This window comes from Micromonospora sonchi, assembly GCF_014646235.1.
Classification (GTDB): Bacteria; Actinomycetota; Actinomycetes; order Mycobacteriales; family Micromonosporaceae; genus Micromonospora; species Micromonospora sonchi.
Genome location: NZ_BMNB01000017.1, coordinates 48,792 through 75,675 on the forward strand (window position 1 = coordinate 48,792; position 26,884 = coordinate 75,675).

General features: G+C 73.5%; 24 protein-coding genes, 1 pseudogene and 1 riboswitch. Of the genes and pseudogenes, 20 read left to right on the forward strand and 5 right to left on the reverse strand.

Annotated elements, in window-relative coordinates:
- Positions 1-8 precede the first annotated feature (8 nt).
- The 4 genes from IEY61_RS18725 (at position 9) to IEY61_RS18740 (ending at position 4,961) form a co-directional block, all read left to right on the forward strand.
- On the forward strand, positions 9-1,358 hold the full coding sequence (locus IEY61_RS18725) for a GH1 family beta-glucosidase (RefSeq protein ID WP_229706025.1): 1,350 nt from the start codon (positions 9-11) through the stop codon (positions 1,356-1,358).
- A complete protein-coding gene (locus tag IEY61_RS18730) occupies positions 1,355-2,626 on the forward strand; it encodes an MFS transporter (protein WP_189046114.1) in 1,272 nt (423 codons plus the stop codon). The genes IEY61_RS18725 and IEY61_RS18730 overlap by 4 nt, the downstream gene beginning before the upstream one ends.
- Positions 2,627-2,642: 16 nt before the next feature.
- Entirely contained in the window at positions 2,643-4,052 is a 1,410-nt protein-coding gene (gene gltX / locus IEY61_RS18735) for a glutamate--tRNA ligase (protein WP_268240662.1), read from the forward strand.
- Positions 4,053-4,307: 255 nt separating this feature from the next.
- Positions 4,308-4,961 carry a hypothetical protein gene (locus tag IEY61_RS18740; protein WP_189046117.1) on the forward strand — a complete coding sequence of 218 codons (654 nt, stop codon included), beginning with the start codon at positions 4,308-4,310 and terminating at the stop codon, positions 4,959-4,961.
- A gap of 46 nt (positions 4,962-5,007) precedes the next feature.
- On the opposite strand, the gene IEY61_RS18745 is transcribed toward IEY61_RS18740, so the two are convergent.
- On the reverse strand, positions 5,008-5,262 hold the full coding sequence (locus IEY61_RS18745) for a hypothetical protein (protein ID WP_189046119.1): 255 nt from the start codon (positions 5,260-5,262) through the stop codon (positions 5,008-5,010).
- A gap of 104 nt (positions 5,263-5,366) precedes the next feature.
- On the opposite strand from IEY61_RS18745, the gene IEY61_RS18750 reads away from it, so the two are divergent.
- From IEY61_RS18750 to IEY61_RS18780, 8 genes and pseudogenes are all read left to right on the forward strand, one after another.
- On the forward strand, positions 5,367-6,677 hold the full coding sequence (locus tag IEY61_RS18750; protein ID WP_308424579.1) for a PucR family transcriptional regulator: 1,311 nt from the start codon (positions 5,367-5,369) through the stop codon (positions 6,675-6,677).
- Positions 6,678-6,755: 78 nt separating this feature from the next.
- Positions 6,756-7,748, forward strand: coding sequence for an ACP S-malonyltransferase (locus IEY61_RS18755; RefSeq protein WP_189046123.1), 993 nt, complete (start codon positions 6,756-6,758; stop codon positions 7,746-7,748).
- Positions 7,745-8,689 carry a beta-ketoacyl-ACP synthase III gene (locus IEY61_RS18760; RefSeq protein WP_189046125.1) on the forward strand — a complete coding sequence of 315 codons (945 nt, stop codon included), beginning with the start codon at positions 7,745-7,747 and terminating at the stop codon, positions 8,687-8,689. Before IEY61_RS18755 ends, IEY61_RS18760 begins: the two co-directional genes overlap by 4 nt.
- A gap of 82 nt (positions 8,690-8,771) precedes the next feature.
- Positions 8,772-9,011: an acyl carrier protein gene (locus IEY61_RS18765; RefSeq protein WP_189046127.1), complete on the forward strand. Its 240-nt coding sequence runs from the start codon at positions 8,772-8,774 to the stop codon at positions 9,009-9,011.
- 2 nt (positions 9,012-9,013) lie between these two features.
- A complete protein-coding gene (gene fabF, locus IEY61_RS18770) occupies positions 9,014-10,240 on the forward strand; it encodes a beta-ketoacyl-ACP synthase II (protein WP_189046129.1) in 1,227 nt (408 codons plus the stop codon).
- An 11-nt stretch (positions 10,241-10,251) separates the two neighbouring features.
- A pseudogene (locus IEY61_RS32175) lies at positions 10,252-10,364 on the forward strand (carboxyl transferase domain-containing protein); the annotation flags it as partial.
- A 149-nt stretch (positions 10,365-10,513) separates the two neighbouring features.
- Positions 10,514-11,416, forward strand: coding sequence for a helix-turn-helix domain-containing protein (locus tag IEY61_RS18775; RefSeq protein ID WP_189046131.1), 903 nt, complete (start codon positions 10,514-10,516; stop codon positions 11,414-11,416).
- A 71-nt stretch (positions 11,417-11,487) separates the two neighbouring features.
- Positions 11,488-12,144 carry a lipoprotein gene (locus tag IEY61_RS18780; protein ID WP_189046132.1) on the forward strand — a complete coding sequence of 219 codons (657 nt, stop codon included), beginning with the start codon at positions 11,488-11,490 and terminating at the stop codon, positions 12,142-12,144.
- 9 nt (positions 12,145-12,153) lie between these two features.
- On the opposite strand, the gene IEY61_RS18785 is transcribed toward IEY61_RS18780, so the two are convergent.
- Together IEY61_RS18785 and IEY61_RS18790 are read right to left on the reverse strand one after the other, a co-directional pair.
- Positions 12,154-13,881: a glycoside hydrolase family 3 protein gene (locus tag IEY61_RS18785; protein WP_189046134.1), complete on the reverse strand. Its 1,728-nt coding sequence runs from the start codon at positions 13,879-13,881 to the stop codon at positions 12,154-12,156.
- A 114-nt stretch (positions 13,882-13,995) separates the two neighbouring features.
- Positions 13,996-14,487 (reverse strand): DUF3145 domain-containing protein, encoded by a 492-nt coding sequence (locus IEY61_RS18790; protein WP_189046136.1) that lies wholly within the window; start codon positions 14,485-14,487, stop codon positions 13,996-13,998.
- Between the two features lie 295 nt (positions 14,488-14,782).
- On the opposite strand from IEY61_RS18790, the gene IEY61_RS18795 reads away from it, so the two are divergent.
- The 6 genes from IEY61_RS18795 to surE all read left to right on the forward strand — a co-directional run bounded on the left by IEY61_RS18795 (position 14,783) and on the right by surE (position 21,811).
- The gene (locus tag IEY61_RS18795; protein WP_189046138.1) at positions 14,783-15,112 is read left to right on the forward strand and encodes a hypothetical protein; all 330 of its coding nucleotides are present in this window, start codon (positions 14,783-14,785) and stop codon (positions 15,110-15,112) included.
- A gap of 204 nt (positions 15,113-15,316) precedes the next feature.
- Positions 15,317-17,431, forward strand: coding sequence for a HelD family protein (locus IEY61_RS18800; protein WP_189046140.1), 2,115 nt, complete (start codon positions 15,317-15,319; stop codon positions 17,429-17,431).
- Positions 17,432-17,528: 97 nt separating this feature from the next.
- Positions 17,529-18,446, forward strand: coding sequence for a cation diffusion facilitator family transporter (locus tag IEY61_RS18805; protein ID WP_189046142.1), 918 nt, complete (start codon positions 17,529-17,531; stop codon positions 18,444-18,446).
- A 147-nt stretch (positions 18,447-18,593) separates the two neighbouring features.
- A riboswitch (cyclic di-AMP (ydaO/yuaA leader) is annotated at positions 18,594-18,725 on the forward strand.
- A 4-nt stretch (positions 18,726-18,729) separates the two neighbouring features.
- Entirely contained in the window at positions 18,730-19,827 is a 1,098-nt protein-coding gene (locus IEY61_RS18810; protein WP_229706032.1) for a coiled-coil domain-containing protein, read from the forward strand.
- A 182-nt stretch (positions 19,828-20,009) separates the two neighbouring features.
- Positions 20,010-20,990 carry a 1-phosphofructokinase family hexose kinase gene (locus IEY61_RS18815; protein WP_189046145.1) on the forward strand — a complete coding sequence of 327 codons (981 nt, stop codon included), beginning with the start codon at positions 20,010-20,012 and terminating at the stop codon, positions 20,988-20,990.
- Positions 20,987-21,811, forward strand: a complete 825-nt coding sequence (surE, locus tag IEY61_RS18820) for a 5'/3'-nucleotidase SurE (protein WP_189046147.1) — start codon at positions 20,987-20,989, stop codon at positions 21,809-21,811. Before IEY61_RS18815 ends, surE begins: the two co-directional genes overlap by 4 nt.
- A gap of 4 nt (positions 21,812-21,815) precedes the next feature.
- On the opposite strand, the gene IEY61_RS18825 is transcribed toward surE, so the two are convergent.
- Positions 21,816-22,181, reverse strand: coding sequence for an STAS domain-containing protein (locus tag IEY61_RS18825; protein WP_189046149.1), 366 nt, complete (start codon positions 22,179-22,181; stop codon positions 21,816-21,818).
- Between the two features lie 543 nt (positions 22,182-22,724).
- Here IEY61_RS18825 and IEY61_RS18830 point away from each other — a divergent pair.
- Both IEY61_RS18830 and IEY61_RS18835 read left to right on the forward strand, forming a co-directional pair.
- On the forward strand, positions 22,725-23,129 hold the full coding sequence (locus IEY61_RS18830; RefSeq protein WP_189046151.1) for a hypothetical protein: 405 nt from the start codon (positions 22,725-22,727) through the stop codon (positions 23,127-23,129).
- A gap of 160 nt (positions 23,130-23,289) precedes the next feature.
- Positions 23,290-23,988, forward strand: a complete 699-nt coding sequence (locus tag IEY61_RS18835; RefSeq protein ID WP_189046153.1) for a BON domain-containing protein — start codon at positions 23,290-23,292, stop codon at positions 23,986-23,988.
- A gap of 41 nt (positions 23,989-24,029) precedes the next feature.
- Here IEY61_RS18835 and IEY61_RS18840 read toward each other — a convergent pair whose 3' ends face one another.
- A complete protein-coding gene (locus tag IEY61_RS18840) occupies positions 24,030-26,864 on the reverse strand; it encodes a helix-turn-helix transcriptional regulator (protein ID WP_189046155.1) in 2,835 nt (944 codons plus the stop codon).
- Between the last annotated feature and the right edge of the window lie 20 nt (positions 26,865-26,884).

Genomic DNA, 26,884 nt, shown 5'->3' on the forward strand with positions numbered 1-26,884 from the left:
GAGGGCGTATGCCGCACGCACCGATGCCCAGGTTCCCCACCAGATTCCGCTGGGGCGTCTCCACCTCGGCGTACCAGATCGAGGGCGCCGCCGACACCGACGGGCGCGGAGTGTCCATCTGGGACACCTTCGCCCACTCCCCGGGCCGGATCGTCGACGGCAGTAGCGGCGACGTGGCCTGCGACCACTACCACCGGTACGCCGAGGACATCGCCCTGATGGCCGGGCTGGGGATCAACGCGTACCGGTTCTCGGTGTCCTGGCCCCGGGTGCTCCCGACCGGCGCCGGCGCGGTCAACGCGAGCGGGCTGGACTTCTACGAACGACTGGTCGACGGAGTGCTCGCGCGCGGCATCGACCCGGTCGCCACGCTGTTCCACTGGGATCTTCCGCAGCCACTGGAGGACGCCGGCGGCTGGTTGAACCGGGACACCGCGCACCGCTTCGCCGAGTACGCCGACGTGGTCGCCGCCCGCCTCGGCGACCGGGTCAAGCTCTGGATCACCCTCAACGAGCCGTTCATCCACATGAGCCTCGGTTACGGCATGGGCGTCCACGCTCCGGGCCGGATGCTGCTCTTCGACGCCTTCCCGGTCGCCCACCACCAACTGCTGGGGCACGGCCTCGCGACCGCAGCGCTGCGCGACCGCAGCGGCAGCCCGGTCGCCATCGCCAACAACTACTCGCCGGTGCGGCCGGTCGGTGACGGCCCGGCCGACCTCGCCGCCGCCGCGGCCTACGAGGCCCTGCACAACCGGCTCTTCACCGACCCGCTGCTCGGGCGCGGGTACCCGGCGGAGCTGGGCTTCGACGACGCCGTGGTACGCGACGGCGACCTCGACGTGATCGCCGCCCCGATCGACGTGCTGGGGGTCAACTACTACAACCCGATCGGGGTACGGGCACCCGAGGAAGACTCGCCGCTGCCGTTCGAGCCGGTGCCGCTGGACGGCTACCCGCGTACCGCCTTCGACTGGCCGGTGGCCCCGGACGGGCTGCGCGAACTGCTCGGCTGGCTGCACCGCCGGTACGGCGCGGACCTGCCGCCCATCCAGATCACCGAGAGCGGCTGCGCCTACGACGACCGGCCCGACGCGCAGGGCCGGGTGCACGACCCGGACCGGATCGGCTACCTCGACGGTCACCTCCGGGCGGTCCACGCCGCCATCGCCGACGGGGTCGACGTGACCGGCTACTTCGTCTGGTCGCTGCTGGACAACTGGGAGTGGGCCGAGGGTTTCACCAAGCGCTTCGGGCTGGTGCACGTCGACTACCCCACCGGGCGGCGGACGCCCAAGTCGTCGTACGCCTGGCTGCGTGACGTCATCGCGACGGCCCGGCGGGAAATCCCCCGGTGACCACCGTCGACCCGACCCCGGCCGCGCTGCCGGCGGCGCTGGCCGAGCCGATGGTGCCGGTACGGCGGGGTTGGATCGCGCTGCTGTTCGCCGCGAACCTCGGCGTCTGGATGGCGTTCTTCACCCCGATCCAGGTGCTGCTGCCCCAGCAGATCGGGCAGCTCGCGCCGACGAACAAGGAGACCATGCTGGCGGTGGTCACCGGAGCGGGCGCGCTGGCCGCGGTGATCGCCAATCCGCTCGCCGGGGCGCTCTCCGACCGGACCTGCCTGCGGCTGGGCCGGTGGACCTTCGGCCGTCGCCACGTCTGGACCCTCGGCGGCGCGCTGCTCGGCGCGCTGGCCCTGGTGCTGCTCGCGCAGGCGCGTACCGTGCTCGGGGTCACGGTCGGCTGGGTCGCCGCGCAGGTCTGCTTCAACGCGATGCTGGCCAGCCTGACCGCCGCCGTGCCGGACCGGGTGCCGGTGGCGCAGCGCGGCGCGGTCTCCGGTTGGGTGGGCATCCCGCAGACGCTGGGCCTGGTGCTCGGGGTGGTGCTGGTCACGGTCGTGGTCACCGGCAACGCCGCCGGCTACCTCGCGGTCGCCGCGGCCGTGGTGCTGCTCGCGCTGCCGTTCGCCCTGCGTACGCGGGACGACCCGCTGCCGCGCGCGCACCGGCCGGCGCTGCGCGGCCCGCTCGCCGGGATGTGGGTGTCCCCACGCCGGCACCCCGACTTCGGCTGGGCCTGGATCACCCGGTTCCTGGTCCAGCTCGGCAACGCCTTCGGCACCCTCTACCTGCTCTACTTCCTCACCGACCAGGTGCGGGTGGCAGACCCCGAGGGCGGGCTGCTGGTGTTGATCCTGCTCTACACCGTCGGGTTGATGGCCACCACGGTGGTCGCCGGCCGGCTCTCCGACCGCTCCGGCCGGCGGAAGGTCTTCGTGATCACCGCGGGCGTGGTGATGGCGGTGGCGGCGCTGCTGCTGGCCGCCGCGCCCACCTGGCCGATGGCGGTGGCCGCCGCGCTGGTGCTCGGGGCCGGCTACGGGGTGTACCTGTCGGTCGACGCCGCGCTGATCACCCAGGTGCTGCCCAGGGCCACCGACCGGGCCAAGGACCTCGGCGTGATCAACATCGCCAACTCCGCACCCCAGGTGCTCGGCCCGGCCGTCGCCGCCCCGATCGTGGTGCATCTCGGCGGCTACCCGACGTTGTACGCGACCACCGCCGCGGTGACCCTGCTCGGCAGCGTGCTGGTGCTGAAGATCCGCTCCGTGCCCTGACGGTAGGCTGACAGTCGTGACGGTACGTGTGCGCTTCGCCCCTTCCCCGACCGGTATGTTCCACGTCGGCGGCGCCCGCTCGGCGCTGCAGAACTGGATCTACGCCAAGCAGCAGGGCGGGGTGTTCGTGCTGCGGGTCGAGGACACCGACGCGGCGCGCAACAAGCCGGAGTGGACCGAGGGCATCCTGTCGGCGCTGGACTGGATCGGCATCGAGCGGGGCAGCTACGAGGGCCCCTACTTCCAGTCCTCGTACGCCGAGGAGCACCGGGCCGCCGCCCGCCGGCTACACGAGGCGGGCCGGGCGTACTACTGCGACTGCACCCGCGAGGCGGTGCAGGCCCGGACCGGAAACCAGTACACCGGCTACGACGGCTACTGCCGCGACCGGGGGCTGCCGCCCGGCGAGGGTCGGGCGCTGCGGTTCCGCACCCCCGACGAGGGTACGACGGTGGTCACCGACCTGATCCGGGGCGAGCCGACCTTCGAGAACAAGCTCATCGAGGACTTCGTTATCGCCCGGGGCGACGGCTCGCCGGTGTTCCTGCTGGCCAACGTCGTCGACGACATGAGCATGGGGATCACCCACGTGATCCGGGCCGAGGAGCACCTGCCCAACACGCCGAAGCAGCAGTTGCTCTGGGAGGCCCTCGGCGTGAAGCCACCGATCTGGGCGCACGTGCCGGTGGTGGTGAACGAGAAGCGGCAGAAGCTGTCCAAGCGACGCGACAAGGTGGCCCTGGAGGCGTACCGGGACGAGGGCTACCTGGCCGCCGCGATGCGCAACTACCTGATGCTGCTCGGCTGGGCGCCCTCCGGCGACCGGGAGATCGTGCCCTGGTCGGTGATCGAGGACGAGTTCCGGCTGGAGGAGGTGAACCCGTCCCCGGCGTTCTTCGACGAGAAGAAGCTGCGCGCGTTCAACGGGGAGTACATCCGGGCGCTGCCGGTCGAGGAGTTCATCGAGGTCTGCCAGCCGTGGCTGACCGGCACCGGCAGCATCGCGCCGCCGCCGTGGCAGCCGGAGGAGTTCGACCCGGCGGTCTTCGCCGCGGTGGCGCCGCTGGCCCAGACCCGGATCGCCGTGCTCAGCGAGATCGTGCCGAACGTCGACTTCCTCTTCCTCGCCTCGCCGTTGATCGAAGAGGCGGCCTGGGCCAAGGCGATGAAGGAGGGCTCGGCGGAGCTGCTGGACGACGCCATCGCCGCCTTCGAGGCGGTGCCGTCATGGGACGCGGAGACGCTGAAGGCCACTCTGGAGGCGGTCGGCGCCCGACGCGGCCTCAAGCTCGGCAAGGCGCAGGCTCCGGTTCGGGTCGCGGTCACCGGTCGTACCATCGGGTTGCCGCTGTTCGAGTCGCTGGAGGTGCTCGGAGCCGAGCGCGCCCTCACCCGGCTGCGCGCCGCCCGCGTCCGCCTCTTCTGAAGGCCCTCGGGTCCATATCGCGTCCCCCGGCGTTGCATGCACAAGGTAAGATCCGCCCCGATGGTCCACGGTCGCTCGTCGGTCGAGTCGCGATCGCAGATAGCTTCAATTAGTGTTCCGTCAGCTGCAACCGATCGACGTTCCGCGGAGTCTTTGAGGTAGGTACCCGTCCTGTGGGCACGGTCACCGCCGCCAGATTTTCCGTCGCGTGACCTGTGCAGCACAGCCACCCATCGAACGGGGCGAGGAGGCGGCATGGTCCGACGAGTGAGGCGACTGGCCGCGGTGGCGCTGGGTGGTGTGGCGGCGATGCTGCTGACCCTCGTCTTCGCCGAGCCGGCGAAGGCGACGCCGAAGCCGAAGCCACCGGCGGGGGTGGACATCACCGGGCACGGGCTGGCTGAGCCGTTGCGGCTCCGGGCCGATTCCCACCCCGAGCACGTCAACGCCGTTATCGAGCAGGTCAACTTCCGGGAACTGGTCCGCCAGTCGACCAAGCCGAAGGCGGCCGAACTCGGTCCGAAGTACACCGTCGTGGTGCTGGCCGGCGACGTTCCGAAGCAGACGTACGACCTCTACCCGACCGCGACGGGCGGGCCGCGGATCCACCGGCCGGCCAAGCAGCCGGATGGCCGCAAGGTCAACGCCGCCTGGTTCCTCGGCCGGATCAACATGTCCGAGACGCTGCGTACCGCTGGTGTGCCGTTGGAGCGCACGATCGAGGCGATCAGCGGCGGGACCGGCGGGGGCGAACGGATCATCCCCGAGGACGCGCTCAACCCCGCTCAGGACATCAACGAGGCCTTCGGCGAGTTGCGCCGCCTGCTCCTGCTGAATATCGCGGTGATGTTGGTGATCACCTTCGGGCTTGCCGGGATCGCCCTGCTGATCCGCCGCCGGACCCGCTGACCGACCGCGCAGGCCACCGGCGACGCCGACAGCAGCGGCGGCGCGATCAGCACCAGCGGCGCGGTGGGCGCTCCTGACGGACGTTGCGGAGCGCCGGGCGGACCGGACCGTGCCGATGGGCCCCGGCCCAGCCCGGAATCTGGCTACGGCAGGCGGTGTGCCCCGGTTGCGCCGGCGAGTCGGCGGTGGGCGAAGGCGGTGGACCGGGCTCGGCGGTGCGGGAACGGGCCGGCTGCTCGTGCGGGCCCGGTCGGCACGGCTCCCCCTGGGCGCAACCGTGCTCGGCCTCCCCGTACGCCATCGACCTCTCCTCACCTTGTCGCCCTCACCCGCCGGTGCCCACCCGACGTGCCCTGCCACCGTACTGGCCGGTCCCGAGGGGCCCTGCAGCGCGTACCCGACCCGGTGTGCGGGCCCCGCCGACGGCTGCCCGTGCAGGTCCCGGTCAGGGCATGTCAGGCTAGGCAGGTGAGCGAATCGGGCGGAACGGATCTGACGGCCACGCTGCGCCGGATCGAACGCGCGGCCGGGGCGCTGGCCACCGCCAGCGTGAGCCGGATGGACGAGACCCTGCCCTGGTTCCGCGAGCTGCCGGCCGACCAGCGTTCGTGGGTGATGCTCGTGGCCCAGGCCGGCGCCAGCTCCCTGGTGCAGTGGTTGCGCTCCGGCGGCGGAGCCGCCGAGGGCACCCAGGAGGTCTCCGACGAGGTGTTCGCCACCGCGCCGCAGGAACTCGCCCGCTCGATCACCCTCCAGCAGACCGTCGCGCTCATCAAGGTCACCATCGACGTGGTCGAGGAGCAGGTGGGCGACCTCGCCGCTCCGGGCGAGGAGCCGCAGCTGCGCGAGGCGGTGCTGCGGTACTCCCGGGAGATCGCCTTCGCCGCCGCCCGGGTGTACGCCCGCGCCGCCGAGTCGCGCGGTTCCTGGGACGCCCGTCTCCAGGCCCTGCTGGTGGACGCGCTGCTGCGCGGCGACTCCCCGGATGTGCTGGCCAGCCGCGCCGCCGCGCTCGGCTGGACGGACGCACCACCGGTGTCGGTGGCCGTCGGCCCCTCGCCCGGCGGGGAGGTCTCCGCCGTGTTGCACACGGTCTACCGCCAGGCCCGGCGGATCGGGGTCGAGGTGATCGGCGGTGTGCACGGCGATCGTCTGGTGATCGTGCTCGGCGGGGCCGCCGACCCGGTCGCGGCCACCGGCAAGCTGTTGACCGCCTTCGGCTCCGGGCCGGTGGTGGTCGGTCCGGCGGTGCCGAGCCTGGACGAGGCCACCGAATCGGCCCGGGCGGCACTGGCCGGCTACCGGGCCGCGCCCGCCTGGCCGGCCGCGCCCCGCCCGGTGCACGCCGGCGACCTGCTGCCGGAGCGGGCGCTCGCCGGCGACGCCGAGGCCCGTCGGAGGCTGCGGCACGACGTGTACGCGACGCTCGTCCGCGCCAGCGGCGAGCTGCTGGAGACGCTGGACGCCTTCTTCGCCGCCGGTGGCACGCTGGAGAGCGCGGCCCGGGCGCTGTTCGTGCATCCGAACACCGTGCGCTACCGGCTGCGGCGGATCGCCGAGGTGACCGGTTTCAGCCCGCTGACCTCCCGGGACGCCTTCGCGCTGCGGGTCGCGCTGACCGTGGGTAGGCTGGATCCGGTGGTGCCGACCCAGACATTGGTCCCAGCTGCCGACAAAAGGTCACAGAAAGATGACGAGCAGCGCCAATCTTTGTAGGAACCTGCCAAAGGTTCTAGTACGGTTTGGTGGCAGCCGGCACAGCGCGACCGATGGCCATCCGGGAGAGTCATAGGCGTGCTCGCCGTACTTTGCCCCGGCCAGGGTTCGCAGAAACCCGGCTTCCTGACTCCGTGGCTCGACCTGACCGGCGCCGAGGCCCGGTTGCGCTGGTGGTCGGCGCTGGCCGGCGTCGACCTGGTGCGGCTCGGGACCACCGCCGACGCCGACGAGATCCGGGACACCGCTCGCACCCAGCCGCTGCTGGTCGCCGCGGCGCTGCTCGCCGCCGAACACCTGCCGATGGACGACGTTCCGATCACGGCGGGGCACAGCGTCGGCGAGCTCGGCGCGGCGGCGCTGGCCGGCGTGCTGTCCGCCGAGGCTGCGGTCACCCTCGCCGGCGTACGCGGCCGGGAGATGGCGGCGGCCTGCGCGTTGGAGCCGACCGGCATGGCGGCGGTGCTCGGTGGCGATCCGGACGACGTCCTCGCCGTGCTCGGCGGGCACGGCCTGCACGCCGCGAACCGCAACGGCACCGGTCAGGTCGTGGCCGCCGGTGCGGTCGCCGGGCTGGAGAAACTCGCCGTCGAGCCACCGGCCCGGGCCCGGGTGATCCGGCTCCAGGTGGCTGGCGCGTTCCACACTCCGTACATGGCGCCGGCGGAGGCGGCCCTGGCCACGGTGGCGGCCGGGATCGTCCCGAACGACCCGGCCCGGATCCTGCTGTCCAACCTCGACGGCACGGCGGTCGACCACGGACGGGAGCTGGTGCAGCGCCTGGTCCACCAGGTCACCGCACCGGTGCGGTGGGATCTCTGCATGGCCACCCTGGCCGAGCTCGGTGTCACCGGGGTGATCGAGCTGCCCCCCGCCGGGGCGCTCGCCGGCCTCGTCAAGCGCGAACTCAAGGCGACCGGCGCCCCGGAGATCGTCACCTTGAACACCCCGGACGACCTGCCCGCCGCGCGGGACCTGATCGCCCGCCTGAGCCGGCGTGACGACCAAACCAGCAAGTTCAATCCGAACGCGTCTCGTGCCGAGACCGACCGTGGGGAAGGCTCGTCATGAGCGGTAGCAGGATTCTCTCCCTGGGGCACTACCAGCCGTCCCGGGTGGTGACCAACGACGAGATCGCCCAGCTGGTGGAGACCAACGACGAGTGGATCCGGGACCGGGTGGGCATCGTCTCCCGGCGCATCGCCGGGGACGAGACGGTCGCCGACATGGCCGCGGCAGCCGCCGACAAGGCCCTGGCCAACTCGGGTCTGACCGCCGCCGACATCGACCTGGTCGTGGTCGCCACCTGCACCTCGGTCGACCGCAGCCCGAACGTGGCCTGCCGGGTCGCCGCCAAGCTGGGCATCGCCGCCCCTGCGGCGTTCGACGTCAACACCGCCTGCTCCGGCTTCGCGTACGCGCTGGGCACCGTGGACCACGCGATCCGCGCCGGCGCCGCCCGCAACGCGATCGTCATCGGCGCGGAGAAGCTCTCCGAGTTCACCGACTGGACCGACCGCTCCACCTGCATCATCTTCGCCGACGGCGCGGGTGCCGCGGTGGTCACCGCCGCCGCCGAGGACGAGGCCCCGGGCATCGGCCCGGTGGTCTGGGGCTCGGTGCCCGAGCGCGGTGACGCGGTACGCATCGAGGGCTGGCGCCCGTACGTCGCCCAGGAGGGCCAGACGGTGTTCCGCTGGGCCACCACGGCACTGGCGCCGCTGGCGTTGCAGGCGTGCGAGCGGGCCGGGGTGGACCCGTCCGAGCTGGCTGCCTTCGTCCCGCACCAGGCCAACACCCGGATCATCGACGGGATCGCCAAGCGGCTGAACATCCCGCAGGCGATCATCGCCAAGGACATCGTCGAGTCCGGCAACACCTCCGCGGCCAGCATCCCGCTGGCCCTGTCCAAGCTGGTCGAGCGCCGCGAGGTGCCCTCGGGGGCGCCGGTGCTGCTGTTCGGCTTCGGCGGCGGCCTGACCTACGCCGGTCAGGTCATCCGCTGTCCCTGATACCCCCATGGCGCGCCAGCGCCGAGGAGCGACAGGCGGCGTCGCCGCCGTCGAGAGAACCCGATGAGAGGAACCCACCGCAATGACACGTGACGAGATCACCGCCGGCCTCGCCGAGATCCTCGAAGAGGTTGCCGGGGTGAGCCCGGACGACGTGGCCGAGGCGAAGTCCTTCACCGACGACCTGGACGTCGACTCGCTCTCCATGGTGGAGGTCGTGGTGGCGGCCGAAGAGAAGTTCGGCGTCAAGATCCCGGACAACGAGGTGCAGAACCTCAAGACCGTCGGGGATGCCGTGAGCTACATCGAGGCGCAGTCCTGATCATGAGTCGCTCCGACGTCGTCGTCACCGGGCTCGGCGCGACCACCCCGCTGGGCGGGGACGTCGCGTCGACCTGGGACGCCATGCTGAACGGCCGCTCCGGGGTGAGTGCGCTCACCCAGGAGTGGGCCGAGCAGTTGCCGGTCCGGATCGCCGCCCAACTGGCGGTCGATCCGGCCAGCCTGCTGGACCGGGTGAAGCTGCGCCGGCTGGACCGTTCCGAGGCGATCGCACTGATCGCCGCCCATCAGGCCTGGGCGGACGCCGGCCTGGCCGACTCCGGGCTGGACCCGGAGCGGCTGGCGGTCAGCGTCGGCTCCGGCATCGGCGGGGCGGTCACCCTGCTCACCCAGGACGACATCCTGGAGGCCTCCGGCCCCCGCCGGGTGTCCCCGCACACCGTGCCCATGCTGATGCCCAACGGTCCGGCCGCCTGGGTGGGCCTGGAGCTCGGTGCGCAGGCGGGCGTGCATTCGGTGGCCAGCGCCTGCGCCACCGGTGCGGAGGCGATCGCGCTGGGCCTGGACATGATCCGGGCCGGCCGCGCCGACGTGGTGGTGGCCGGCGGCACCGAGGCGGTCATCCACCCGCTGCCGATCGCCGGCTTCGCCTCGATGCGGGCCATGTCGACCCGCAACGACGAGCCGGAGCGGGCCTCCCGGCCGTGGGACAAGGGCCGGGACGGGTTCGTCCTCGGCGAGGGCGCCGGCATCGTGGTGCTGGAGCGGGCCGAGCACGCCGCCGCCCGGGGCGCCCGGGTGTACGCGCGGCTGGCCGGGGCCGGCATCACCTCCGACGGCTTCGACATCGTCCAGCCGCACCCGGAGGGGGCCGGCGCGATCCGGGCCATCGCCAAGGCGATCGCCGACGCGGGCGTGGCCAAGGCCGACATCACGCACGTCAACGCGCATGCCACGTCGACCCCGGTGGGCGACATGGCGGAGATCATCGCGCTCCGCACCGCACTGGGCGACCACCCGCTGCTGACCGCCACCAAGTCGATGTCCGGGCACCTGCTCGGGGCGGCCGGCGCGCTGGAGTCGATCGCCACCATCCTGGCGATCCGCGACAGCGTGGTGCCGCCGACGATCAACCTGGACGACCCGGACGACGGCCTCGACCTCGAGGTCGCCGCCAACAAGGCACGCCACCTGGACATCCCCGCCGCGCTGAACAACTCGTTCGGCTTCGGCGGCCACAACGTGGCTCTCGTCTTCACCCGGGTCTGAGCGCACAGCCTCCGAACATCGTCACCACGCTGGGCCGGTTCGCCGCCGCACGGTCGGCGTGATCGCCAGCAACCCGCTGCGGCTGGGTGGCTGCCTCGACGCGTCCAGCGCCGAGGCCCTCGCGGCCGCGCCGCCGGCCCGCGGCGCGCACGGCAACATCCCGCTGTAGCAGATCGACGTATCGGCCCCCAGCCGACGCCTCCGGGTGTCGGCCGGGGGCCTCGTCGTGCTCCGGCTTGACCCTCCATCGGCTGGAACGTGCAGAGTGACCTGGTGACCGACCGCACCGACCTGTTCACCATCGGGCAGCTGGCCCGCCGGACCGGGCTGTCCGTGCGGACCATCCGCTTCTGGTCCGACCTGGATCTGCTGCCTCCGACCACCCGCTCCGGCGGTGGCTACCGGCTGTACGACGCGGTCGCGGTGGCCCGGCTGGAGCTGCTGCGCAGCCTGCGTGACCTGGGGATCGGCCTGGACGACGTGCGCCGGATCCTGGAGCGGCAGACCAGCGTCCGGGAGGTGGCGCAGGCGCACGTCCAGGCGCTCGACGCGGAGATCCGGACGCTGCGGCTGCGCCGGGCGGTGCTGCGGTCGGTCACCCGACGTGGCAGTACGACCGAGGAGTTGAGACTGATGAACGATCTGGCCCGCCTCTCCGCGCAGGAGCGGCAGCAGATCATCGACGACTTCGTCGCCGGGGTCTTCGCCGGCCTCGACGGCAGCCCCGGGGCCGGCCTGGCCCAGGCGATGCGCACGATGCCCGCGGAGCTACCCGACGAGCCCAGCGACGCCGAGGTGGACGCCTGGCTGGAACTCGCCGAACTGGTCGCCGACCCGGACTTCCGCCGCCGGGTACGCGAGATGGCGGAGGCCGGGTCTGCGGACTCCCCCACTCCACCACCGGAACCGCTGCTGAGGATCGACACGGCCCGGGACGCGCTGGCCGCCGGCGTCGCCCCCGACTCCGACCAGGCGCGGGCGGTGCTGGACGAGATGGTCGACCCGGCGCTTTCCGCGCAGCAGCGGCACCGGCTGGCCGAGGAGATGGCCACGTTCACCGACCGCCGGGTGGAGCGGTACTGGCAGCTGATCGGGGTGCTCAACCATCGGCCGCCGTTTCCGCCCGCCGTACCGGCGGTGGAGTGGCTGATCGCCGCGCTGCGCGCGAGCCGCTGAGGGATTTGACCTCCGTCCGTCGAACCGCTTTGCTGACGGCACTTGTGGATCATCGACGGGGAGTGGACATCGTGGGACGACGCGCGCTCGCGCTAGCGGCACTGACCATCGGGCTGCTCGGTGGGTGCACCGACGGCGCGGACCGGGCCGGTGGCGGAGCCGAGGACGATGGTGGCGGCGCGACCGGCGAGCCGTGGCACGACGAGGTGACCGCGGCAGGGGCCGCTGGCACGATCGGTGCCGGCGGCCCCTGCCCGCTGCCGGTCACGTTCGACCTGGCCGAGGGGTGGCGGGCCAAGGCGGTCGAGGCTCCGGATCCCGGCGACGAGCTGGGCAACGAGGTGGTCGAGGCACTGACCCGGCGCGGCGGGTCGACCGTGCGCTGCGAGCTGGACGGCCGGGCGGTAACCCCGGGCTTCCTGCGGGTGTGGACCGTCGACGGCGCCGGCACCTCGGCCCGGCAGGCGCTGGAGGCGTTCGTCGACGCCGAGGAGGGGCTGACCGAGCCGCAGTACCGCGAGACCCGCCCCGGCGACCTCGACGTGGTCGAGGCGACCTGGCTGCGCCGGCGGGTGCTGACCGACGAGGACCTCCGGGAGTGGGCGCTGGCCGTCCAGGTGGGTGACCGGACGGTGCTGGTCGAGGCGAGCAGCACCAGCTTCGGCGAGCCGGTCGACCTGCTCCCGGCGTACCGGCTGGCCCGCGACACCCTCGCCGGCCAGGCCTGACCCGCGGCGTCAGCCCGCGCAGGTGGTGGCGGGCAGCCCGGTCACCTTGACCGGGGAACGCCCTCGCGGGGCGGCCTTGCCGGCGAGCACGTCGGCGAGGGCGGCCATCGAGGCCCGGCTCGACGAGTAGGTGGCCAGCAGCGTCGGCGAGGCCGCCCGGGCCAGCACGTACGGGGTGTCCATCGCCACCGTGACGGCCGCGTCGGCCCGTAGGTCGTCGGTGCCGTCGCCGTACCCGACCAGGTGGACGATGGTGCCGCCGCTGGGCGCCACCGTCACCCCTGCCTCGGTCAGCGCCTCGGTCAGCGCGGCCCGGGTGTGCGCCCGGCCGCCCGAGGAGGTGACCGTGACCGGGCCAGGCACGCCGATGGCGTCGCACCGGCCGCGCAGCACGGTGATCGCGGCGGCGGCCAGGGCGCGGGCCGCCTCGCGGTGCGCCGGGGCGTTCAGCGTGGACATCTCCGGCGCCTCGCCACCGGCCAGGCTGAACTTCATGGTCAGCACGCGAGTGGCCGCCTCCACCAGGCGGGCCCGGGGCAGCGAGCCGTCCCGCAGCGCCGCGAGCAGCCCGTCGTACGCCTGGCTGACGTTCGGCGGCATGAGGATCAGGTCGTTGCCGGCCTTGAGCGCGCGTACCGCGGCCTCCCCCGGTGACCAGCGGAGGGCCGGCGCCATGTTCATCCCGTCGGTGATCACCACGCCCTGGAAGCCGAGTTCGCCGCGCAGCACCTCGGTGAGCAACTTGTGCGAGAAGGTCGCGGGCACGCCCGGGTCGACCGAGCGCACGTCGAGGTGGGCGGACATCACGGCGAGCGCGCCGGCCTCGATGCCGGCGCTGAACGGCGGCCAGGCCTCGGCCGCCAGCTTCTTGCGGGGCTGCCCGAGCACGGGCAGTTCCTCGTGCGAGTCGGCGGCGCTGTGTCCGTGCCCGGGGAAGTGTTTGAGCGTGGCCGCCACCCCGGCCGCCTGGAGACCCCGTACCGCGCCGGCGACCTGCGCCGCCGCGCGCTTCGGCTCGGCGCCGAAGGACCGGGACCCGATCACCGCGCTCCGGGTGACCAGCACGTCGGCGACCGGCGCGAAGTCGACGTTGATCCCCATCGCGGCCAGTTCGGTGCCGGCGGCCCGCCAGGCGGCCTCGGTCAGCGCGGGATCGTCGGCTGCTCCGGCGGCGAGCGCGCTGGGCAGCATGGTGACCCCGTCGGTGATCCGGGTGACCACGCCGTACTCCTGGTCGGTGCCGATCAGGAACGGCGCCAAGCCGGCGGGCAGTTTCCCGGCGGCCGCGTGCAGCCCGGTGGTCAACTCCCGGACCTGCTTCGGGTTGTCGACGTTGGTGGTCTCCTGGTTGCCCTGGGTGGGGTCGTCGGCGCTGAACCCCACCAGGATCAGCCCACCGAGCCGGTACTTCTCGATCATCTCGGCGGGCGTGTCGACGCCAGCGAGGGCCTGGTTACCGGCCACCGAGCCGGCCGAGACACCGGTCGCCCGATCGCCGTACGCGTACGGCATCAGCACCTGGCCGACCAGGTCCTCGTCGGCCAACTCGGCGACCAGAGCGGCGGCCCGGGCGGCCGGGTCGTCCGGCCCGGCGCTCGACGGCGGCGTCGGATCGGCCGGGGCGGTCGGGGACGGCTCCGGCCGCTGTCCGGGGCCGGTGCAGCCGGAAACGAGCAGCACGGACGCGGCGAGGAGGGCGGCGGCGACCCGCCGGGTGGTGGTCGACACGCGGCCCATCCCACCAGCCCAACACGGATCGGGGCAACTCGACCTTGGGCCACCGATCGGCGGCCCGTGCCGGGGCGCACCGCCGCCCGCCGGCACGAAGCCGGCGGTCGTGCCGGCCGCTGGTCAGCCCACCCGGGTGAGCAGGGTCACCGGAGCGCCGTCCCCGGCGTAGCGGTACGGCTCCAGTTCGGCGTCCCAGGCGGTGCCGAGTGCCTTGTCGAGGGCGTGCGCGAGGGCTTCCGGCGCCCGCGCGGCGGCCATGATGCTGCGCAGCCGGTCCTCGCCGAGCTGGATGTCACCGGCGGCACCCACGGTGGCGCGGAACAGTCCCCGGCCCGGGACGTACATGAAACGCTCGCCGTCGGCGCCCGGACTGGGTTCCTCGGTGACCTCGAAACGGATCATGGGCCACTGCCGGAGGGCAGCGGCCAGCTCGGCGCCCGTCCCCGGACGACCGGACCACCCGCACTCGGCCCGGCGGGCGCCGGGGTCGACGGGCTGAGCGGTCCACTGCAGATCGACCGGCGCGGCGAGGACGCGCGCGATCGCCCACTCGACGTGTGAGCACACGGCGAGCGGGGTCGAGTGGACGTATACGACGCCACGTGTTGGCACGAAGACCTCCCGGAGAGCGAGGTGCGTCTTCCCCTACGACCTCGCCCTGTCCGGGCCCGTTGCTGTGGAACACATGATGACTGGTGTGACGATGGTGCGCCAGGGATTCGGGAAATCCGTCCCCCGGAAATACCCGGACAGGGGACCGCTGTTCCACCTCGCGGCACCCGCGGTGACCAGCCGGGATCGTGGGTGTAAAGTTCACCGGCGGCCTGTGTCGTGTACAGCCTTCGCGGGTCATCCCGCACAGCCCCCGGACGTCCCGTCCTCCGTACGTCTTCCAAGGAGTCCCTCCGTGGCGAGCAACACCTCCAAGACCGCGCGCGCGTCAGTCCGGGCTGGCCAGGGTGGCCAGGGTGGCGCCCTCAGCGTGCTCGGTGAGTTCAAGTACCTCATCCCGCTCAACGGCGGCAAGCACGCCTACGTGCGCAACCTGACCAACGGCAAGACCGCGCACCTGCGTACCGACTCCGAGGCCTTCGTCGAGGAGATCCGGACGCTGGCCGCCGCCGGCCACGCCACCAAGATCCGGGCCGAGATCAGCAGCCTCAACGCCGTCCACCCGGGCGACGGCTGGGACGCCATCGAGAAGCGCCTGGTCGAGGCCGGCGTCTTCGAGGGCTGATCCCCAGCCCGCCGGACAGCATCGCGAAGGCCCGCCGGGTGACCCGGCGGGCCTTCGCTGCCTTGGAGCGACCGGCAGAAGGCGGTGGAGACGGGTGCTGGCACACAAGGGGCCCTCCCTCTACCGCAGGCGTCAAGAAGGTGCCCTTCCTCGCACCTGTAATCTCGTGCGGTTGGTCGGCGGCGTCACGAGGAGAAGCGAGCGGTGGATCAGAGCACCCTGGATCAGGAGATCGCCGTCGAGCAGCGGCATCTCGATCGGGTGTACGCGCGACTGGCCGAGCTGCGCCGCGACGCGGTACGCGCCGAGCGGGAGGGCTACCGGCTGGCCCGGGTCGGCAACTACGGCGCGCTGGTGGAGCGCGACGCGATGGTCTTCCACGCCGCCCAGCAACGCCACCGGCTCGACGCCGAGTACGAGGGACTGGTCTTCGGCCGGCTCGACCTGCACGACGGGCAGGTGCTGCACGTCGGGCGGCTCGGCATCCGTGCCGAGGACGCCAGCACGCTGGTGGTGGACTGGCGGGCCCCGGCCGCCGCCGCGTTCTACCGGGCCACCCCCGCCGAGCCGCTGGGCGTGGTGCGACGCCGGACGATCCAGTCCAGTGGCGAGCGGGTCACCCGGATCGAGGACGACCTGCTCGACCCGGACGCCGCACCGCCGGACATGCCCGTGGTGGGCGACGGCGCACTGCTGGCCACCCTGTCCCGGGCCACCGGCCGGGGCATGCGCGCCATCGTGGCGACCATCCAGCGCGAGCAGGACGATGCGATCCGCTCCCCCGGTTCGGGAGTCACCCTCGTCTCCGGCGGTCCGGGCACCGGCAAGACGGCGGTGGCGCTGCACCGGGCCGCGTACCTGCTCTACTCCGACCGCAGCCGGTACGCCGGCGGCGGCATCCTGGTCATCGGCCCGTCCTCGGTCTTCGTCGAGTACATCGCCTCGGTGCTGCCGTCGCTGGGCGAGGAGACCGCCACCCTGCACTCGCTGGGCAGCATCTTCCCCGGGGTGGCCGCCACCCGGACCGATCCGCCCGAGGTGGCGGCGATCAAGGGCTCGCTGCGGATGCGTCGGGTGCTGGAGCGGGCGACCCGGGACGCGGTGCCCGACTCGCCGACCGAGCTGCGCCTGCTCTACCGGGGGCAGTTGCTGCGGCTGGAGCGGACCGAACTGGACGCCATCCGCGACCGGGCGTTGCCCCGGGGCGCCCGCCGCAACGAGGTACGCCGGGCCGGCTTCGACGGCGTGCTCGCCGCGCTCTGGGCGCAGGCCCGCCGGCTGGGCATCTCCGGTCTGCCGGAGCAGCGCTCCTTCGAGGACGAACTGATCGACCGCACGGACTTCCGGGACTTCCTCAAGGCCTGGTGGCCCCGGTTGCATCCCCGGCACGTGCTGGACTGGCTGGCGCATCCGGAGCGGTTGCGCCGCTACGCCGCCGGCCTCCTCTCGAACGCCGAGACCCGGCTGCTGGGCCAGGCGTACCGGGAGTCGGCCGAGCACGGGCCGAGCGTCGCCGACGTGGCGCTGCTCGACGAACTGGACGCGCTGCTCGGCAAGCCGATGCGCCCGGCCCGCCGGAAGCGGGATCCGTTCCAGTTGGCCGGCGGGGTGCGCGAGCTGAGCACCTTCGCCGACCGGCAACGGGCCGCCCGGCAGGCGGCCCGCGAACGCCCGGAGGATTATCGGGACTACGCCCACGTGGTGGTCGACGAGGCGCAGGACGTGTCGCCGATGCAGTGGCGGATGATCGGCCGACGCGGGCGGCTGGCCTCCTGGACCGTGGTCGGCGACCCGGCGCAGACCGCCTGGACGGGTGACGCGCAGGAGTTGTCCCGGGCCCGGGACCAGGCGCTGGGCCGGCGCCGCCGGCACCGGTTCACGCTCACCACCAACTACCGCAACTCGGCGGAGATCTTCGCGGTGGCGGCGGCCGAGATCCGCCGGGCGTACCCGGATCTCGAGCTGCCGACCGCGGTCCGCACCACCGGGGTCGACCCGGTCCGGCTGGCGGTGCCGGCGGCGGAGTTGGAGAGCAGCGTCGTGACGGCGGCGCGCGCCCTGCTCGACGAGGTCGAGGGCACCGTCGGAGTGATCACCCCGGTGCCGCGCCGCGACGAGGTCGCGGCCTGGCTCGGCGGGCTCGGCGGGGAGCGCCTGGCGGTGGTGACCAGCCTGGAGGCCAAGGGCATGGAGTACGACGGGGTGGTGCTGGTCGCGCCGGGCGAGATCCGCGCGGAGCCGGGTGCCGGCGTACGGACCCTCTACGTCGCCCTGTCCCGGGCCACCCAGCGGCTGACCACGGTCGATCCGACCGGCTGAGCCGGCCGCACGGGCCGCACCTGGCGCCGAGAATTGCACACATAGCGATGTCGGCATAGATCTGCCGCCGGTCCGGCGGACGGCGGATGGTGTCTGCGTGGGCGCGGGTCATGACCACCACCACGCCGCGGTGTCGACCGCCGCGCACCGCCACTCCGGCCGGCTGTGGGCGGCGTTCGCCCTGCTCGGCGCCCTGATGGTGGTCGAGGCGGTGACCGCCCTGCGGACCGGCTCGCTGGCCCTGCTCTCCGACGCCGGGCACATGTTCACCGACGTGCTGGGCATCGGAATGGCACTCGCGGCCGTCGCCGCCACCCGCCGACCCGGCGCCGACCCGCAGCGCACCTTCGGCCTCTACCGCCTGGAGGTGCTCGCCGCGCTGGCCAACGCCGTACTGCTCGCCGGCGTCGCGGTCTACGTCCTGGTCGAGGCGGTACGCCGGTTCGGCCACCCGCCCGAGGTGCTCGCCGGGCCGGTGCTGGTGGTGGCCACACTGGGCCTGCTCGCCAACCTGGCCGCGTTCGCGCTGCTGCGGCCCGGGGCGAGGGTCAGCATCAACCTGCGCGGGGCGTACCTGGAGGTGCTGGCCGACCTGCTCGGCTCACTGGGGGTCATCGCGGCGGCGCTGCTGATCGCGGTGACCGACTGGTGGTGGGCCGACCCGCTGGTGGCGGTCGCGATCGGTCTGTTCATCCTGCCCCGGACGTGGCGCCTCGGCCGGACGGCGGTACGGATCCTGGTGCAGGCCGCCCCGGAGCACCTCCAGGTCACCGCGGTGCACGACCGGCTGGCCGCGGTGCCCGGCGTGGCCGGCGTCCACGACCTGCACGTCTGGACGCTCACCTCCGGCATGGAGGTGGCCTCGGCGCATTTGATCATGGCCCCCGGCGCCGACGTCGGCGCGGTGCTGGCCGCCGCCCGCACGGCGCTGCACGAGGACTTCCACATCGAGCACGCCACCCTTCAGCTCGAACCGGGCGCGAACCCCGGGGCCTGCGGTCCGGTCGAGTGGTAGCGAGATAGGCAAAGGTAGGGCATTGTCCGCTTGTGTCTGATTCACTGGTGAGCGAGCGAATACCACGAGTCACAGCGGCTGCACCAGTCACAGCAGCCCCGGTAGGCTCGAACCCGGCCTCCGCCAGGCGGCACCCAACGGTGCCGGCGGTGGTCGCCGCCTAATCGCCCGCCAGGGCGAGCCGGGGAACCACGTTCCTGGGGTGCATCCGCACACGCGGTAGGGATCTTCCGTCCCGAACCCGTCAGCTAACCCGGTCGGCGGCTGACGGAAGGACATGTGCATGCCAGCAGTGGCAACCGTGAGACCGGCCGCCCGAATGGCGGCCCTGATCGCCGCAGGGCTCGTCCTCGCGCTGAGCGTCGCGCTCGCACCGTTCAGCCCCGCGGCCGCCGCGCCACCGGGGTTGCGCGCGGCGGCCCCCGGCGACGTGGACGACGAGGGCGGCACCCCGGCGCTACGCGCCCAGTTGGAGGCGGCCAGCAAGGGCTATCTCGACGCCAAGGCCGCACTGGACCGCTCGGTCAAGCGGCAGAAGCAACTGGCCGACCAGCTCAGCAGCACCGAGGAGCAACTCGGCGAACGGTCCGCCAAGGTCGCCGAGATCGCCGCGCAGGCCTACCGCAGCGGGCGGCTCGGCGCCGCGTCGGCGCTGCTCAACAGCGGCTCCCCGGCCGGCTTCATGGACCGGGCGGCGGCGCTGGACGCGGTGGCCGCCAACGAGGACCGCGCGGTACGCGAGCTCCAGGCCACCCGGAACGAGATCCGCAAGACCAAGCAGGCCCTGGACGTGGAGGTCAAGGAGCAGCGCAAGCAGGTCGCCGTGATGGCCAAGCGCAAGGAGCAGGCCGAACGGGCGCTGACCGTCGCCAACGAGCGGGCCGAGGCGGCCGAGCGCGCCTCCGCGGCCAACCGGGCACCGACCAGCAACAGCGCCCGGTCCAGCGCCACCGCCAAGCCCGCGCCGCGCAACTCCAACGGCTCCTGGCCGGCGGAATCGTGCAGCGTGAACGACCCCACCCCGGCCAACGGCTGCATCACCCCGCGCACGCTGCACGCGTTGCAGCAGGCCAAGGCGGCCGGCTTCACCCGCTACGTCTCCTGCTACCGCTCGGGTGGCTCGGGTGAGCACCCGAAGGGTCGGGCCTGCGACTTCGCGGCGCAGAAGAACGGCTTCGGCGGGGCGGCCACCGGCGGCGACCGGACGTACGGCAACAACCTGGCGGCGTACTTCGTGAACAACGCCGACCGGCTCGCCGTGCTCTACGTGATCTGGTACAAGCAGATCTGGCTGCCCAGCAGCGGATGGAAGTCGTACAGCGGCGCTCGCGGCGACCCGTCCAGCGACCACACCAACCACGTCCACCTGTCGGTGTACTGACTCCAACGACACGCAGGGTGGGTCGCCGTGCGGCGGCCCACCCGCTGTCGTTTCCCGCGCCCTCCGCCGGGGGCGCGCCCCCGCCCGTCGCCGTGCGCCCCCGCACCACCTTCGTTACGGTCCAACCAGTGAGCGGACATTTCGTCGCGAGCGGGAGGAATGACCATGGATAGGTGTCAGCCATGAGCGGCCGGGTGATGGTCTTCGCGCCCACACCACTGCTCACCGTCACGATCGATCAGCCCAACGAGACCCCGGAGCTGCACCTGCATCCCGGCGGTCAGGGCGTCTGGCAGGCCCGGATGGTGCTGTCGCACGGCGTCGACGTGGTGCTCTGCACGGCGCTCGGCGGCGAGATCGGGCAGGTGTTGGAACCGCTGCTGGTCAGCGAGGGAGTCGACCTCAAGGTGGTGACGCGCGACTCGGGCGGCAGCGGCGGATACGTGCACGATCGCCGCGGGGGCACCCGGCAGGAAATCGTCGACGTGACCGGCCAGCCGTTCAGCCGACACGAGCTGGACGAGCTGTACAACCTGGCGCTCGGCGAGGGGCTGTGCGCGGCGGTGAGCGTGCTGAGTGGCCCGAACCATCCTTCGCTGGTCCCGGCCGACCTCTACCGGCGCTTCGCCGCCGACCTCGGCTCCAACGGCAGCCGGGTGGTGGTCGACCTCAGCGGCGAGCACCTGACCGCCGTGCTGGACAGCGGCGTGTTCTTCCTCAAGGTCAGCCACGAGGAGCTGATCGCCGACGGGCGGGCGGCCGGCGACGGGGAGGAGCAGCTCACCCGCGCTCTGCACGAGCTGCACGCCGCCGGCGCCGAGAACGTGGTGGTCAGCCGGGCCGACCGGCCGGCGCTGGCGCTGGTCGACGGCGAGGTGTTCGAGGTGCGGATGCCGCGGCTGGAGGCCGCCGATCCGCGCGGGGCGGGTGACTCGATGACGGCCAGCGTGGCGGCCGTGGTGGCCCGGGGCGGCGACCTGCGCACCGCGATCCGCACCGGCGCGGCGGCCGGCGCGCTGAACGTCACCCGGCACGGTCTGGGCACCGGGCGGCTCGAATCGATCAACGGCCTGGTCGACCGGGTTCGGCTGGAACCGGCGGGAATCCTTCCCCAGGGGCGCACCACCCCGGACGAGCTGGCCCAGCGGGTGGCCGGGCGATGACCCGGCGAGTGCTGATCACCAACGACGACGGCATCGACGCACCCGGCATCCAGGCGCTGGCCCGAGCGGCGGTCGACCGGGGGTACGACGTGGTGGTCGCCGCACCGCTGGAGGAGGCGAGCGGGACCAGCGCCGCGATGAGCGCCGTGGAGCGGGACGGGCAGGTGGTGGTCCGCGAGCACCCGCTGCCGGGGCTGGACGGGGTGCCGGCTTTCGGGGTGGGCGGCTCCCCCGGCTTCATCGCGCTCATCGCCGTGCACGGCGCTTTCGGGCCGCCACCGGCGGTGCTGCTGTCCGGCATCAACCGAGGCGCCAACGCGGGTCGCGCCGTGCTGCACTCCGGCACGGTGGGCGCCGCGTTCACGGCCACCGCCAACGGCTGTCGGGCCATGGCGGTGTCGCTGGACGTGTTGTCGGTGGGTGAGGCCACCGCGGTCAGCGGAGGCGCCGCGGTGGCTGCCGCCGACCGGGTACGCGACGCCGACCGGCACTGGGCGACCGCTGCCCGGGTCGCCCTGGACCTGCTGCCCCGGCTGACCACCGGGCCGACGGAGAGCGTGCTGAACGTCAACGCGCCGGACCTGCCGTTCGAGCGGCTACGCGGGGTCCGACGAGGCACCCTGGCCGCCTTCGGTCAGGTGCAGATGACCGTCGCCGAATCCGGCCACGGCTTCGTGCGTACCTCGTTGGAGGAGCCGGGTGAGGTGGTGCAGCCCGGAACCGACCTGGCCCTGCTCGCCGAGGGATACGCCTCGGTGACGGCGGTGCGGGCGGTCACCGAGGCGACCGACGTCGACCTGTCGGATCTGGACGTCGGCTGAGAACTCAGGCGCCGGGCAGGACCTCCGGGGTGGCGGCGGCGCCGGCGTAGTAGGGCTCGGGCGCACCGAAGAGACCGAGCAGGCCGGTCACCCAGAGCTGCCGGTGCACGAACCGACTCGGCTCGGTGACGACCAGTTTCACGCCGCTGACCTCGGCGGTCTGGAAGCCGGCGACCATCGCGCTGATGCCGACCGAGTCGATGAAGGTGACCAGCCGCATGTTGAGCTCGATCCGGGCCGGGCGCCCCTTGGCCAACACCTCGGCGATGGATTCTTTCACCTCGTACGCGGTGTCGACGTCGATCTCGCCTCGAGGGGCGATCTCGATGACACCACCGGGCCGAACCGTCTGCAGGATCGACAGGCTCACGCGAGCACCTCCACTCGCCCGTCCGACGGGCACCTCATCAGTACGCGGGCCGCGACCGAGAGTATTCCTCCAACCGCCTCGGTCGCCACCCTTCGGGATGAGCAATTCGCGGATACGGACACGCCAAAAGCTCCATATCCGGACCTTCCAGGACCAATGTACTTGACGTCGGATGGGGTCACCCACGCCGCCGAACCAGGGTAGCGGCCCAACGCCGCCCCGGCAGCGATCCGACGTACCGGCGTGCCCCACGCCCGGCCCGGCAGCCCGGTGGCCACCGGCGCGGCCGGCGCGGTGTGCCCAGCATCACCGGTGACCTGAGGTGACCCGCCGACCGCTGACGGCGTCTCGTGCGCGTGGTCGTCGTGCCCCAGCGTCGGGTTGCGCGAGCGCGGGGCTCGCGACGGTGGGGTTTGCGACGGTGGGGTTTGCGACGGCAGCCGGCGGGGCACAGCTTGCCATGGCTAGCCGCCGCACCCGGGCAAGCCGCCGAGGAGGTCTGATGTGGGCACCGGCCTCGGCACTGTCGAGGAGGGAGCCCTCATGATCGGAACCAACCTGTTGGAGCGCCGCAGCAAGCCGGAGCGGATCGCCGACCAGGCCTGGCAACACCTCGCCTCGGCCGTCAACACCGCGGGCGACAGCATTCGCGACACCGCCCGCTCGGCCCGGCACACCTCCGCCAACCTCGCCGACGACGCCGGTGACCTGGTCGGGTCGGCGGCCGAGGAGGCCCGCCGCCGGGCCACCCGCGCCTTCGACGCGCTGGCCGGGCGCAGTCCCGCACTACCCTGGACGCTGCTGATCGGCGCGGCCCTGGTCGGTGCCGCGATCGGCTGGGCCGCGGGCACCGCGGCGCGGGCCGCCGGCAGCCACGATCGCGCCGCCGACGACATCGAGTTCGTCGACGTGCAGCGCCCCGACTCCCCCGCCGAGACCGACCGCTGACGCCGCGCGGTCACGCCCGCTGTCCCGCCCTCACCCCGTCCGGGTGAGGGCGGCTCACCTGAACAGCCACCAGCATCGCTTGCGGCGGATCCGGATCCTGGTCCGCCACCGCGACACGCCCCGGACGCCGGTCCCGCCCGGCGAGGGAAGGAGCGAGGCGATGGCCGACATCTCGACGATCAACCGCATCGACCGGATCGATCAGGAGACCAGATCCGCGGTGCTCGACGAACTCGACTGGGAACCCCGGGTACGCCCACACGAGATCGGGGTAACCGTCACCGAGGGCGTGGTGACGCTGACCGGGCGGGTGGACAGCTACGCCAAGAAGTGGGCGGCGGAGCGGGCCGCACACCGGGTCGGGCAGGTCCGCGCAGTCGCCAACGACCTGACGGTACGGCTGGCCACCGGTGCGGAACGGGCCGACCCGGAGATCGCCGCGGCCGTCGGACACGCCCTGGAGTGGCACGCGTTCGTGCCGGTCGAGCAGCTGGAGATCACGGTCTCCCAGGGCTGGGTGACCCTGGACGGCGAGGTCGAGTGGGAGTACCAGCGCCGCGCCGCGGAGCAGGCGATCGGCCAGCTGACCGGCGTACGCGGCGTCAGCAACGGCATCACCGTCCGGCCCGCGGTACGCCCCGACGGCGGCCGGCTGGCCCAGCGCATCGTCGACGCGCTGGCCCGCCACCGGGCCACCGACGCCGAGCGCGTCACGGTACGCGTACACGGTGACACGGTGCTGCTGGGCGGGCTGGTGCACTCGATGCCCGAACGCGCCGAGGTGGAGCAGGTCGCCTGGTCCGCCCCGGGCATCCGGGAGGTGCAGAACCACATCGCGGTCGCCCCGATCCTGCACTGAACCGGTAAACCCGATCCAGCACTGACCGGGAAAGGGATGGGTCAGATGAGGTGGAGGGCGCGGGCGCGGCGGACGGCGTCGCGGCGGCGGACGGCGCCGAGCTTGCGGTAGATGTTGCGCACGTGTGTCTTGACGGTGTTCACCGAGACGGACAACTCGGCTGCGATCTCCACGTTGGACAGGATGCTCTGCAGGTAGCGCAGGATGATCAGCTCCCGCTCGGTCAGCGGCTCGTCGAGCGGTGCCACCAAAGCGCCGGCCGGAGCCCGTTCGGCCGGCACCTCGACGGCCCGGACCAGGTCGCTGACCATCGACCAGTGCGCCGTACCGGCGTCCAGCCGAGCGCTCAGCAGGGCCCGCAGCCCCGGCTCGCCTCGCGTGAACGGCCGGCGGTGGCCGTCCGGGGCGGCCAGGTCGAGCGCCCGTTCCAGGGTCCGGCCAGCACGCCGATCGTCACCGTCCCCTGCGGCGAGCAGCGCGTCCAGCAGGGCGGCGTCGAGGCGTACCGGAAGCGGCCAGGCGTCCGCCGGCGCGGCGTCCCAGTCCGGTAGCAGGCGGGCTGCGGCACGGGGATCGCCGGCCCGCCACTCGGTCCGGGCCGCCGCGACGGCCAACGCCACGTCCGACCCCAGCACGGCGCCATCGGGCTCGGCCGGCGAGCCGGACACCGGGGCAGGTGGTGGGTGGGGAGTCGGGGGGTCGGGACGGTGCGGCGGGGGCTGCTGGGCGGCGGCCAGGTCGCGGGCGGTCCGGGTGTCGTCTCGGGCACTGTGCAGGTCCACCTCGGCGGCCCGCAGCCACGTGTCCACGTCAGCACAAAGACCCGTCGCAGCGGCCGGTGTGCCGGAGCGGTCCGACCATTGGGCGCGGGCCGCCACCAGGACTCGGTGGGCAGCGGCCAGGTCACCCTCGTCGGAGCGCAGGTGAGCGGCGCACCAGGCGGCCACCGCGCCGGCCGGCGGCTCCCGCGTGGCTGCCGTGGCCAGCGTGAGGTTCGCCTCCGCCTCCGTCGGCTCGTCCCGGTGCAGCGCCACCAGGGCCAGCGCCAGATAGGCGTACCCGCAGTCGACCCGCGCCGACCAGCCCTGGCAGGGTGGCAGGGCCAGGGCGGCGCGAGCCGCCTCCTCGGCCGCCCGCAACTCGCCGCGTACCGCCGCGAGCAGGGCCCACCGGCTGGCGCAGACCAGCTCGGTGCGCAGGCGTCCCGCCTCCCGCGCCGCCGTCAGCGCCGCCGCGAATCCGGCCGCCGCCCCGTCCAGGTCGCCCGCGTCCAGCGCGAGCAGGGCCAACGCGGTGCCGGCCACCGCCCGCACGTCGGCGTCACCGCCCGCGTCGGCCCGAGGCTCCCCGACGGCCGGAGCGGCGTCGCGGGTGGCGAGCAGCCGGGCGGCGGCGGCGCGTACCGCCTCGGCCTCGCCGGCCAGTCGGGCCTGGACGAGTTCGACCACGGCGACCAGGCGCCCGAACCGGGCCCGGCGCGGTTCCGGCAGGGATCGTGCGTGCGCGGTGGCCAGCCGCAGGTGCTCCCGGGTGGCGTCGGCATCGCCGTCGAGCGCCCGCTGGACGGCAGCGGCCAGCGCCAGTTCCGGGGCATCCGCCACCACCTCCGTCGGGGCCGGTGCGGGCGGCGCGGTGGTGGGGACGATCCGGTCGTACGGCACGAGGTCCGGCCACCGGGTCACGAACAGGTCGGTGGCCCGCGTCCAGTCCCCACCGGCGAACGCGTGACGCAGCGCGTCGACCGGGCGGCCGTTGCCGTCGTACCAGCCCGCCGCGCGCAGGTGCAGGTCGCGCAGCTCCTCGGCCGGCAGCCGGCCCAGTTCGCGCCGCAGCAGGTCGGCCAGGAGCGGTGGGCACCGATACCACGCCGGACGGCCACCGTCGTGGTGGAGCAGGCCGGCGTTCTCCGCGAGCGCGCTCAGCCGGGTCTCCGCGTCCGCGCCGCCGGTCAGCGCCTCGGCGAGTCCCGCACACATCGTGTCCGCGACCGCCGCCCGGCGCAGCAGCTCCCGGTCCGGCGCCTCCAGGCCGGCCAGCACCTCCTCGCGCAGGTAGCCGGCGATCTCCGGCTGGTCCGCGCCGAGTCCGGCGATCCAGCGCTGCGGGTCCGGCTGATCGCGCAGCGCGAGCGCGGCGATCCGCAGCGCCGCCGCCCACCCCTCGGTACGCTGCCGCAGCCGTCGCACCGCCGCGGCCGGCACCGCCACGCCGTGCGCGGTCAGCAGGTCGGCGATCTCGTCACCGGTGAAGGCCAGTTCATCCGGACCGATCTCGGTCAGCTCTCCGGCCAGCCGCAGCCGCTGCACGGCCAACGGCAGGTTGGCGCGCCCGGCCGCCACCAGACGCAGCCGCTGTTCGGTGTGACGCAACAGGAACTCCAGGCCGGTCAGCGCCGCTGGGTCGGTGATCCGGTGCAGGTCGTCCAGGATCAGCACGACCGGTCGTTCCCGGGCGGCGAGGGCCGCCGCGAGCACCTCCAGCTCGTCCGGTCGCGGGGCCCGGTCGGGCACCGGCGGCGCGGCGGCCGGATCGCCGTCGGGGTCCGCGACCGAGCGCAGCGCCGCCGCGAGGTACGTCCAGAAGCGGTCGCTGTCGTCCCCGAACTCCACGGATACCCAGGCCGGCGCCGGGGCGGCCGGGGCGGCCTCGACGGCGGCCCGGCGCCACGCAGCGAGCAGCGTCGTCTTGCCCCAGCCCGCCGGCGCGCGGAGCAGCGTCACCGGACGGGCCACCCCGTCGTCCAGCAGCCGGGCCAAGCGGGGCCGCAGGACGACCGGCTCGGGCGGCGCGGCGGGCGTCAGCCGGGACGCCAGCACGGGCGAGCCGGCCGTTCGCCGGGCCGTCGTGGCCCGGGCGGCGCTGCGGTCATCCGGCATCCGGCCCACCCCCACCTCCC